Here is a 10,656-nt window from a genome sequence, read left to right on the forward strand (position 1 = left end):
ACTCTCGCGATGCAGCAAGGCCGCATCGCTTCCCTTTCTCTGAAGAGCCAGCACCATGACCGCAGCTGAAACCGCCGATCCCGGCAGCGACATCATTCGTTTTGACCGCATCGTGAAACGCTTCGGCGGCGCGCAGGCTCTGGCCGGTGCCTCGCTCGCGGTTCGACGCGGCACCGTGCATGGCCTCGTCGGCCAGAATGGCGCCGGCAAATCCACGCTCATCAAGATCCTCGCCGGCCTGCACAGGCCGGACGAAGGACACATCGAGGTCGAGGGCCAAGGCTATGAAAGCCTTACGCCGCACCTCTGCGAAGAGCTTGGCATCCATTTCATTCATCAGGACCGGCTTCTGGTGCCGACCTTCACCGTTGGAGAAGCGCTTTTTCTCGGCCGCGAGACCCGTCTTCCGGGAACGCCGTTTCTCGACCGCCGCGCCATGCAGCGACGAGCCGAAGAAATCCTGCTCAACTATTTCGGCCTGCGGCTGCCGAAGGATGCACTGATCGGCGAGCTTTCCACCGCCGAACGGCAGATCGTGCAGATCACCCGTGCGCTCCTTAATCAGCCTAAGGTGCTGGTCTTCGACGAACCGACGGCAGCACTGGTCCGGCGTGAGGCTGAGACGCTGTTTCGGTTGATCCGCCGCCTGCGCGACGACGGTGTCACCATCATCTACATCTCCCACTATCTCAATGAGATCGAGGAACTTTGCGACCATGTGACGGTGCTGCGCAACGGGCTCGACGTCGCATCACTCCCGATCGCCGAAACATCCGCGAAGGCCATCGCCGGCTTGATGATCGAGCGCGATATCGCGGAAATGTTTCCGAAATCCCATGTCGAGCCGGGCGCCGATATCCTCAAGGTCGAAAACCTGTCGGCACCGAACCGCTACGATGACGTGAGCTTCACGCTTCGCCGTGGCGAGGTGCTCGGGATCACCGGCCTGCTCGGATCCGGCGCCAAGGATCTAATCCGCACGCTCTTCGGACTGGAACAGGCAACGTCCGGCCGCATCGAGATGGCAGGCAAGGCCACGCGGCTGCGCAATCCGATTGAGGCCGTCGATCAGGATGTCGCATTGGTGCCGGAGGATCGGCGCGGCCATGGCGTGGGGCTCGATCTCAGCCTCTCCGAGAACATCACCTTGTCGAGCCTTGCGCGATACACCCGCTTCGGCTTCCTGAAGCGGAAGCGCGAGCGCTCGGACACCGACGATCTGATCCGGCGCCTGCAGATCAAGACGGCAGGACGGGACGCTCTGGTACGCACGCTTTCCGGCGGCAACCAGCAGAAGGTTGCGATCGCCAAATGGCTGAGCCGGAAATCGGAAGTCTACCTCCTGGATGAGCCGACCGTCGGCGTCGATATCGGCTCGAAGGTGGAGATCTACGCGCTGATCGGCGAACTCGCCGCCCGCGGCGCCGGTGTCATCGTCTTGTCCTCCGATCTGCCCGAGCTTGTGGGCATCACCGATCGGATCCTCGTCTTCTTCCGCGGACGTGTCGTTCGCGAGTTCGTCTCCTCCGAGACCACAACGGATGAAGTGCTGTCGGCATCGACAGGCGCTTCGGAAGGATTGCGTCATGTCGGCTGATGTTCAGTTCGGTTCCCTGCCCGCGATTGCCGGCGACGATACGCCAAGATCGAAAGGCAATCTGGCGGCGACGGCACTTCGCTTCGGCTCGCTTCTCGCCTTTGCTTCCATTCTCGTCATCTTCTCGCTGACGGCGCCCTACTTCTTCACCGTCGGCAATATCGGCAATGTCCTTGGCCAATCGGCCATCGCCGGTGTCCTTGCCATCGGCCTGACGATCGTCTTGATCGCCGGTGGCTCGAATGTGGTGACCGGCGGTATCGATCTGTCTCTGGCCGCCAACATGGGCCTGAGTGCCGCGGTCTATGCGTCGCTGATCCAGCTCGGCTATGGCGACGTGACCGCTGCCGCCGGAGCGATCATCACCGGCCTTGCGATCGGGGCCGTCAACGCGGTGGCTGTCGTTCTTGCCGGCATCGTGCCGCTTCTGGCAACGCTTGCCGTGATGAACGTCGTCGCCGGTCTGGAACTGGTCCTGACGCAGAATACCGTGGTGCCGGCCTCGACCGACGTGCTGACGGCGATCTCGACATCCGACAGCTTCGGCATCCCGGTTCTCGCCTACATCCTGATCGGCTTTACAGCCTTTGTTGCGGCTATCGTCCAGTACACGCCGCTCGGCCTCCGGCTTTATGCGGTCGGTGAGTTTCCGGACGCCGCCCGTGCAGCCGGCCTGCCGCTCAAGCGACTTGTCGCCAGTGCATTCATCGCGAGCGGCCTCTGCGGCGGCCTCGCCGGCATCCTCTCCGTGTCCTACCTCAGCGGCAGCACGACAGGTTCCGGCGAAATGTTGCTGCCGGTCGTCGTCACCGCCCTGCTGGGCGCTGTGTTCTCGCGCCGCCTCGTCCCGACGATCACCGGCACGCTGATATCCGCGCTCTTTGTTGGCTTCCTGGTGAACGGCTTCCAGCTTCTGAACCTGCCGAGCACCCTCGTCAGCGGCGTGCAGGGTGTTCTGATCCTGATTGTCGTTTCCGCCACGACCCTGCTGCGCACACGGGAGATCTGACCGTGTCTGCCTCAATTTCCGCCGGGCGACCGCTCGCCAATCTCTCGCGCTATGGCTTGATACTGGCACTGATCGCCGTCTTCTCGATCTTCTCGGCAGCCGCTCCGACGTTCCTGACGCCGGGCAACCTGCAAAGCATCCTGGTCAACAATTTCACGCTGCTCGCCATCGTTTCTATTGCGATGACGTTCGCGGTGTCGGCCGGCGGGATCGATCTTTCTGTCGGCACCGCCGTCGATTTCGCAAGCTTCGCCTTTGTGTCGCTGGTCCTTGCCGGGAAGCCGGTCGTCCTGGCGCTGCTTGCGGCCCTCCTCGCCGGCGCTGTGGTCGGAGCCTTCAACGCGATCCTCATCTCCGCCATCGGCGTCTCGCCATTCTTGGCAACGCTCGGCACGCTCTTCATCGGCCGCAGCATCCAGCAACTGCTGACGAACGGGGGCAACCCGGTCTACCTGCCGCCGACAGGCGTTCCCGATGCCTTCCGTTTCCTCGGCCACGGAACGATTGCCGGTTTTCCCGTTCCGCTGCTGATCGCAGCGGCAGTCATCGCGGGTGCCGCCATCCTGTTTTCGTTCACTCGCTTTGGGCGGGTAGTGCTCTCGATCGGCATCCAGCCGAGCGTCGTGCGCTATTCGGGCATCGGCCTTGGCCGGCATGTCGCCGTTACCTTCATTCTCGCGGGCACCGTCGCGGCAATCGCCGGCATCATCCTGACATCGACGGTCACGGTCTACATTCCCTCCTCGGGCAATGCCTTCCTGCTCAACGCGATCGGCGCCACTTTCATCGGCACGACCTTCTCGCCGCTCGGCCGCCCGAATGTCGCCGGCACCGTGTTCGGCGTTCTGCTGCTCAGCATCGTTGCCAACGGTCTGCTTCTGACCGGCCTGAATTTCTACTGGCAGCAGGTCGGCACCGGCAGCCTCATCTTCGCAGTGCTGGCCTTCAGCTTCATCAACAGGAAAGCGGCCGGCACCTGAGCCGACGTAGACCCGACAATGCAGGAACTATGACATGAGCCGAGAAATCAGGCTGAACGCCTTCGACATGAACTGCGTCGGACACCAGTCGCCAGGCCTCTGGCGCCACCCGCGCGACAAATCCTGGGCCTACAAGGATCTCGATTATTGGGTGCACCTCGCCAAGACGCTTGAGCGCGGCAAGTTCGACGGGCTCTTCATCGCCGACGTGCTCGGTGTCTACGACGTGCTGAACGGCAATGTCGACGCGGCCCTTCGCCATTCCGCCCAGGTGCCGGTCAACGACCCGCTGCAGCTCATTCCGACCATGGCTTATGAAACCGAACACCTCGGCTTCGGGTTGACGGCTTCGCTCTCATTCGAGCACCCCTACACCTTCGCCCGCAGGGTCTCGACGCTCGACCACCTGACCAAGGGCCGCGTGGGCTGGAACATCGTCACCTCCTATCTCAACAGTGGCGCCCTCAACGTCGGCCAGCCGGCGCAGACGAACCACGACGACCGCTACGACCTTGCCGATGAATATCTCGAGGTCTGCTACAAGCTGTGGGAAGGCAGCTGGGAGGACGACGCCGTTGTCCGCGACCGCCAGAAAGGTGTCTTCACCGATCCGCGGAAAGTGCATCCCATCCATCATTCCGGCAAGCATTTCAGCGTCCCCGGCATCCATCTCAGCGAGCCTTCGCCGCAGCGCACGCCGGTCCTTTACCAAGCCGGCGCCTCGAGCCGTGGCAAGGACTTCGCCGGTGCCCATGCCGAGTGCATCTTCGTGGCCGCCCCGTCGAAGCCGGTTCTCAAGCGCTACGTCGCCAATGTACGGCAGGCCGCCGAACGCGCCGGTCGCAACCCGCGCGAGATCCTCGCCTTCAATCTGCAGACGGTCATCCTCGGTGAAACCGACGCCGAGGCGCAGCGCAAGTTCAATGAATACCGGCAATACGCATCCTTCGAGGGCGCGCTGACGCTGATCTCCGGCTGGACCGGGATCGACTTCGGCCAGTTCGGCCCGGACGAAGTGCTGCGTCATCGCCATACCAACGCAGTGCAATCCGCCGTCGAGACCTTCACCACGATCGATCCGGATAAGGAATGGACCGTGCGCGAAATGGCGGACTGGGTCGGCATCGGCGGCTTCGGACCCGTCTTCGTCGGCTCGCCGTCAACAGTCGCGGACCTGATGCAGGAATGGATCGAGGATACCGACGTCGACGGCTTCAATCTGGCTTACGCCGTGACGCCCGAGAGCTTCGAGGACGCGGTCGATCTTCTCGTGCCGGAGTTGCAGAAGCGCGGCGTCTACAAGACCGAATATCGCCAGGGAACATTGCGCGAAAAGCTCGGAGGCCAGGGGCCTCGCCTGCAGGCACCGCATCCAGGCGCTGCCTATCGCGCGTTCGGTGAAGCCTCCAGGAAGATTGCAATCTAAGCCGAACAAGACGGGCAACGGGCGTGCCAACACATCCGTTGCCCCGATTGCTGCACGCCGATCAATCGGCAAAGAATTTGTTGGCAGGCCGGGGCAGCCCAAGATGATCACGCAAGGTCGTGCCCTCGTATTCCGAGCGGAACAGGCCGCGCCGCTGCAGCTCCGGGACGAGCAGGTTCACCACATCGTCGAGCCCCTGCGGAAGATACGGAAAGACGACGTTGAAGCCGTCGCTGCCACGCTCGACCAGCCATTGCTCCATCTCATCGGCAATCGATGCCGCCGTGCCGACAAATGCCAGGCCGGAATAGCCGCCGTAACGCTGCGCGAGCTGCCGAACCGTCAACTGCTCCTCGCGCGCCAGCTTCAAGACCTGCGCACGGCCGGTCTTGCTTGCATTCGTCTCCGGAATATCAGGCAGCGGGCCATCCGGATCGAAAGCGGAAGCGTCGTGCCCGAGGGCGATCGAAAGCGATGCGATGGCGCTATCGTAATGCACGAGGCCATCGAGCCTCGCCCGTTTCTCGCGTGCTGCCTCGGTAGTATCGCCGATAACGACGAAGGCAGCGGGCAGAATCTTGAGATGCAGCGGATCGCGGCCGACTGCAGACATCCGCCCCTTGATGTCGGCATAGAGGGCCTTCGCCGCTTCCAGATCCCGCGGCGAACAGAAGACGACTTCGGCAGTCGCCGCGGCAAGCTGGCGGCCCGGCTCGGACTGGCCTGCTTGTACGATCACGGGCCAGCCTTGCGGCGGCCGCGCAATGTTCAACGGCCCACGGACGCTGAACTCGTCGCCCTTGTGATCGAGGACGTGCATCCTTGCCGGATCGAAAAATTGCCCGCTTTCGACGTCGCGGGCGAATGCATCTTCCGCAAAGCTGTCCCAGAGACCCGTGACGACATCGTAAAACTCGCGGGCGCGCTGGTAGCGCTCACCGTGCTCGACATGCTCCTCCAGCCCGAAATTCAGCGCAGCATCGGGATTTGCCGTCGTCACGATGTTCCAGCCGGCTCTACCGTCGGAGATGTGATCGAGCGAGGCGAAGCGGCGAGCCACGTGATAGGGCTCGTCAAAGGTGGTCGAGGCTGTCGCGACGAGGCCGATCCGGTCGGTGATGGCGGCAAGCGCCGACAAGAGCGTGAACGGTTCGAATGAGGTCACCGTCTGGCTTCGCTTCAACGCCTCGATGGGCATGTTCAGCACCGCCAGATGGTCGGCCATGAAGAAGGCGTCGAACTTCGCCGCTTCCAGCTTCCGCACGAATTCCTTCATGTGGCTGAAATTGAAGTTCGCGTCCGGATAGCTTCCGGGATAGCGCCAGGCTCCGGTATGCAGGCTAACGGGGCGCATGAAGGCACCAAGGTGCAATTGTCGCTCGTGTGCCATCATGCTTCCCCGTCTGGTCACTATTGCTGTTTAGGCCTGCGGCTGCTTGGTCTTGCGCAGATACGGCAGCACGGTGTCGAACGAACCGAAGCGGGTGACCGCGTCCTCGTTCGAGACAGCGGCGGTGATGATGACGTCCTCCCCCTGCTGCCAGTTGGCGGGCGTTGCAACCTGGTGCTTGGCCGTCAGCTGGATGGAATCGATCGCGCGCAAGATCTCATTGAAATTGCGTCCTGTTGTCATCGGGTAGGTGAGGATCAGCTTGATCTTCTTGTCCGGGCCGATGATGAACACAGAACGCACGGTCGCGTTGTCGGCAGGCGTGCGGCCTTCCGAGGTCTCGCCAGCACCAGCCGGCAGCATGTCGTAGAGCTTGGCGACCTGCAGGTCCTTGTCGCCGATCAACGGATAGTCCACATCGAAGCCGGTTGCCGTCTTGATGTCGCTCTTCCACTTGCTGTGGCTTTCGACCGGATCGACGGAGATGCCGATGATTTTCGCGCCGCGCTTGCGGAATTCTGGCTCGAGGCCAGCCATCGCACCGAGTTCGGTCGTGCAGACAGGCGTGAAGTTCTTGGGATGAGAGAAAAGGACGGCCCAGCCGTTGCCGATCCAGTCATGAAACTGGATGGCGCCCTGCGTGGTGTCGGCGGTAAAATCAGGTGCAATATCGTTGATACGGAGGCTCATGAGCGGTGACCCTTGTTGATAAATGGCGTGGTTATTTCAATGACAGATAAACGATCGGTCTGCTTGCCCGCCGTCGCCGGAAATCTGGCGGGCGGCAAGGTCGAACCGATCGGCCGTCGTGATGTCTGCAGCTGTCCTGTCGATAATCTTACAGTGCTGCTCCATCTTCGGCGCGGTGTGATTGATCGGCGAGGTTGCGCACATAGTCAAGGAGAAGATAGGCGCTGGCCGGCTGTTACAGAAGAGACGGAACCGCCCGCCCGAGCGCAGGCTTCATCGGCGGTATCTTGTCGAGATGGCGAATTCTCGCCTTCAGCGTTTCGAAGAGGCGATATCCGCCGGGCCAGCGACCATAGCCGCTTGCGACGTTGATATGCCCCGCAAGGCCGACATTGCGCAACTCGCTGCCCCAGAGGCGGGCAAAGAGGGTCAGTCGGTCGAGCGACATGTAATGATCGTTCAGGCTACCGACGAGAAGGCTGGCAAAAGGCAACCGTGCGGTGGGCATCGTGCCAAACGCGATCTGGCCGCTGTGCAGTCTCTCGGTCGCCGGCAAGTCACATGGGGCGACAAGAAGCGCGCCCTTCACGCGTGATGCCGAGGGTCGTCCCGCAAGGCTTGCCGCAAGAATGCAGCCGAGGCTATGCGCGACGATGTAGGCCTCCCCGGCCTCCTCAAGCGATGCCTCGAGCCTCTCCAGCCAGACGTTGAGCTGCGGCCGATCCCAGTTGTCCTGCTCGACAAGCCGGCTTTCGGGATGGTCGTTCAACCAAGCGCTTTGCCAGTGAGCGTCCTCGGATCCGTAGAGGCCGGGAAGAACGAGTACCGGGGTCATCGTCAAATCCTCATCTCGTCGCGTTGCCTGGAGCCGACTCCAGTCGAAGGCCACTTCGCGACCTCAGCATCAATACCAGGGCCCACACGACGGGTTCCAATAGTAGATCTCATAATCGCTTGCCCTCGCGTCCATCTGGCGCTCCGAAGCCTCGTCTTGCAGCGGTTGCCGCCAGGCAAGCAACCAGCGGTCGGCGAGAGAAAAAAGTTCAGACATAAGGAATCGCATCGTCACGTCTCCTTTGGATTTAGAGCAACTGGCTCCGTCTTGCGGTCGAGAGCAGAGCGTCGGCGCTGGCGACTGGGCCGAACAGCATCAGAAGGCGGTTCTGTTCCCGCATCGTCAACCGATAACGCCGCGCGAAATCGAAGACGCTCCACAACTCGGTTGCCATCGAGGCCTTGTCCGTGCCGCCCATCACATGCCCTCCCTATTCCGCGGCCTGCAAGGCGGCCTTGGCAGGCGGAAAGAAGGTCGACAGCTCGCCGACGACGGAATCGATCCGGCCACTGAGTGCGTCCGAGGCAACCGCATAGTCCACGAAGTCGCGGTCGGAGGCATAGACGGCCGTCGGCAAGGTGTGCGCCATGAAAAAGCCGAACAGTGGCCGCAGCTGGTGCTCCACCATCAGGGCATGGCGATCGCCGCCTCCGGTCGCGCTGATGATGACAGGCTTCGAACGAAGGTCGTTGGGATCGATCAGATCGATCAGATGCTTGAAGAGACCGGGATAGGACCCCTTGTAGGTCGGCGAACCGATGACCAGAACATCGGCGCTGACGATATCGTCGACAACAGCCTTCGCCTGCTCGTCCAGCTCGTTGGACCACAGGGCCGTTCCCAGCGATGGTCCCACATCCGTCAGGTCGTGGATCGTCGTCGAGAAGCCGTAGCTTTCGGCGGCACGTCCTGCGATGTGCTTGACGAGGGCGTAGGTCTTCGACGGGCGGTTGAAACTTCCGGCAATGCCCACCAGGCGCAACGACATGTGATCTCTCCTTCTACGTTGCGCCAAATATTGTCTATAAATTTAATATACAAAAGAAATCGCGTTTCGTTATTCGCGGGAACCGTGAAATTCACTGCTCCGGCCTCGGCTTCCGGCACGGTTAGGCGCAAGGCTCGCGAGGCGCCCTGGCAATAGGATTCCACAAGCAGTTGCGGCCCCGACGCCCTTCTCGAGCGTGGAGCCGCAAATCGGTCTCTTGATTATGGCCGCCCGCAGGCGCTAGCGATCAGGCCTGGGCGATCTTGTCCTGCGTCTTCGTATCGAAGTCGGAAGCGTCGTGACGCTCGTGCAGCTGCTCGGACGGATCGCCGGACATCCGGTTGACCATCCGCCCACGCTTCACCGCAGGACGTTCCGCGATCTCGGCCGTCCAGCGCTGCAGGTTGCGATAGCTCTGAACATCGAGGAAGTTCCCCGCATCCCCATAGGTCTTGCCCTGTGCGAGAGCGCCGTACCACGGCCAGATGGCGATATCGGCGATGGAGTAATCGCTGCCGGCCATATAGCGATGGTCGGCGAGATGCCGGTCAAGGACGTCGAGCTGGCGCTTGACCTCCATCGAGAAGCGATCGACCGCATATTGGATGAGCATCGGCGCATAGGCATAGAAATGACCGAAGCCACCGCCGAGATACGGCGCCGATGCCATCTGCCAGAAGAGCCAGTTCATGGTCTCCGTCCGAGCCTTGTGGTCCTTCGGCAGAAACGCATCGAATTTGTTGGCAAGGTAGAGCAGGATCGAGCCACTCTCGAATACCCGGGTCGGCTCAGCCGTCGAATAATCCACCAACGCGGGAATTTTCGAATTCGGATTGGCACTGACGAAGCCCGACCCGAACTGTTCGCCCTCGCCGATCTTGATCAGCCAAGCGTCATATTCCGCGCCGGAATGGCCCGCCGCCAGCAGCTCCTCCAGCATGATGCCGATCTTGACGCCATTCGGCGTCGCCAGCGAATAGAGCTGCAACGGATGCTTTCCGACCGGAAGCTCCTTGTCATGAGTCGGCCCGGCGATCGGACGGTTGATATTGGCAAACTGTCCGCCATTCCCCTTCTCCCACGTCCAAACCTTGGGAAGCTCGTATCCGGCGGGGAAGTTATCGGCGGGGGATTTCTCGGTCATCAGTATCTGTCCTTGCTCAGAAACACACGCATTGTGGAACCACAAACGAGCGCTATAGGTATGGTCGAGCAGGCGCCGATGCCATAGCGCATCGCTGTTTTTTCTGGCGTTTTGCGATGATATAGTCGAGCGTTTGCATCCAGGCGAGGTCGCGAGGCACCGGTCTTTCTGCATTCGGCAGAGCAGGCACGTCTCTGCACTGCCGTTTCGCTTTCGTTCTCTCTTAGCGTGTTGCGGAACGCAAGCACGCCCCATTCGGGGCTTTTGATGTTGTGTGTTTGTGCTGTGTGTTTTGGGAAGATTTGGTTGCGGGGGCCTGAATAGCCCCGAGTTTCGTAGACACCCTCGCGTTATGTTTTCTGCAAGCGCTCGAACTCGACGGGTGACAGCATTCCGTTTCTGACGTGCTTGCGTTTGGGGTTGTAGAACATTTCGATGTAGTCGAACACGTCCTGGCGAGCTTCATCGCGTGAACGGTAGACCTTGCGACGTATCCGCTCCGCTTCAGAAGATTGAAGAAGCTTTCAGCTACCGCATTGTCATGGCAGTTGCCGCGTCGGCTCATCGAGTGAACCAGATTGTGGTGCTTGAGGAACG

Annotated in this window: 10 protein-coding genes and 1 pseudogene; 4 read left to right on the forward strand and 7 right to left on the reverse strand. The window is 61.4% G+C overall.

Features of this window, described 5'->3' with window-relative positions; translation table 11 throughout:
• The first annotated feature begins 55 nt into the window (after positions 1–55).
• From ASE04_RS04000 to ASE04_RS04015, 4 genes are read left to right on the forward strand one after another with little or no spacing between them, the layout of a single operon-like run.
• Complete coding sequence (locus ASE04_RS04000; protein ID WP_056812339.1) at positions 56–1,597, forward strand: sugar ABC transporter ATP-binding protein; 1,542 nt, start codon at positions 56–58, stop codon at positions 1,595–1,597.
• The gene (locus tag ASE04_RS04005; RefSeq protein WP_056812343.1) at positions 1,587–2,606 is read left to right on the forward strand and encodes an ABC transporter permease; all 1,020 of its coding nucleotides are present in this window, start codon (positions 1,587–1,589) and stop codon (positions 2,604–2,606) included. Before ASE04_RS04000 ends, ASE04_RS04005 begins: the two co-directional genes overlap by 11 nt.
• Positions 2,607–2,608: 2 nt before the next feature.
• Positions 2,609–3,586, forward strand: a complete 978-nt coding sequence (locus ASE04_RS04010; RefSeq protein WP_056812346.1) for an ABC transporter permease — start codon at positions 2,609–2,611, stop codon at positions 3,584–3,586.
• A 34-nt stretch (positions 3,587–3,620) separates the two neighbouring features.
• The gene (locus ASE04_RS04015; protein ID WP_056812350.1) at positions 3,621–5,012 is read left to right on the forward strand and encodes an LLM class flavin-dependent oxidoreductase; all 1,392 of its coding nucleotides are present in this window, start codon (positions 3,621–3,623) and stop codon (positions 5,010–5,012) included.
• A gap of 61 nt (positions 5,013–5,073) precedes the next feature.
• On the opposite strand, the gene ASE04_RS04020 is transcribed toward ASE04_RS04015, so the two are convergent.
• The 7 genes and pseudogenes from ASE04_RS04020 to ASE04_RS29825 form a co-directional block, all read right to left on the reverse strand.
• Positions 5,074–6,402, reverse strand: a complete 1,329-nt coding sequence (locus ASE04_RS04020) for an LLM class flavin-dependent oxidoreductase (protein ID WP_056812352.1) — start codon at positions 6,400–6,402, stop codon at positions 5,074–5,076.
• A gap of 30 nt (positions 6,403–6,432) precedes the next feature.
• Complete coding sequence (locus ASE04_RS04025; protein WP_056812354.1) at positions 6,433–7,092, reverse strand: peroxiredoxin; 660 nt, start codon at positions 7,090–7,092, stop codon at positions 6,433–6,435.
• Between the two features lie 235 nt (positions 7,093–7,327).
• Positions 7,328–7,927, reverse strand: coding sequence for an RBBP9/YdeN family alpha/beta hydrolase (locus ASE04_RS04030; RefSeq protein ID WP_056812358.1), 600 nt, complete (start codon positions 7,925–7,927; stop codon positions 7,328–7,330).
• Between the two features lie 247 nt (positions 7,928–8,174).
• Entirely contained in the window at positions 8,175–8,345 is a 171-nt protein-coding gene (locus ASE04_RS31115) for a hypothetical protein (RefSeq protein ID WP_194273815.1), read from the reverse strand.
• Between the two features lie 12 nt (positions 8,346–8,357).
• Positions 8,358–8,915: an FMN reductase gene (gene msuE / locus ASE04_RS04035; RefSeq protein ID WP_056812362.1), complete on the reverse strand. Its 558-nt coding sequence runs from the start codon at positions 8,913–8,915 to the stop codon at positions 8,358–8,360.
• Between the two features lie 247 nt (positions 8,916–9,162).
• Positions 9,163–10,059 (reverse strand): glutathione-dependent disulfide-bond oxidoreductase, encoded by an 897-nt coding sequence (gene yghU, locus ASE04_RS04040; protein ID WP_056812367.1) that lies wholly within the window; start codon positions 10,057–10,059, stop codon positions 9,163–9,165.
• A gap of 350 nt (positions 10,060–10,409) precedes the next feature.
• Positions 10,410–10,656, reverse strand: a pseudogene (locus ASE04_RS29825) (IS3 family transposase); the annotation flags it as partial.

Source organism: Rhizobium sp. Root708, from assembly GCF_001429725.1.
Taxonomy (GTDB): Bacteria; Pseudomonadota; Alphaproteobacteria; order Rhizobiales; family Rhizobiaceae; genus Rhizobium.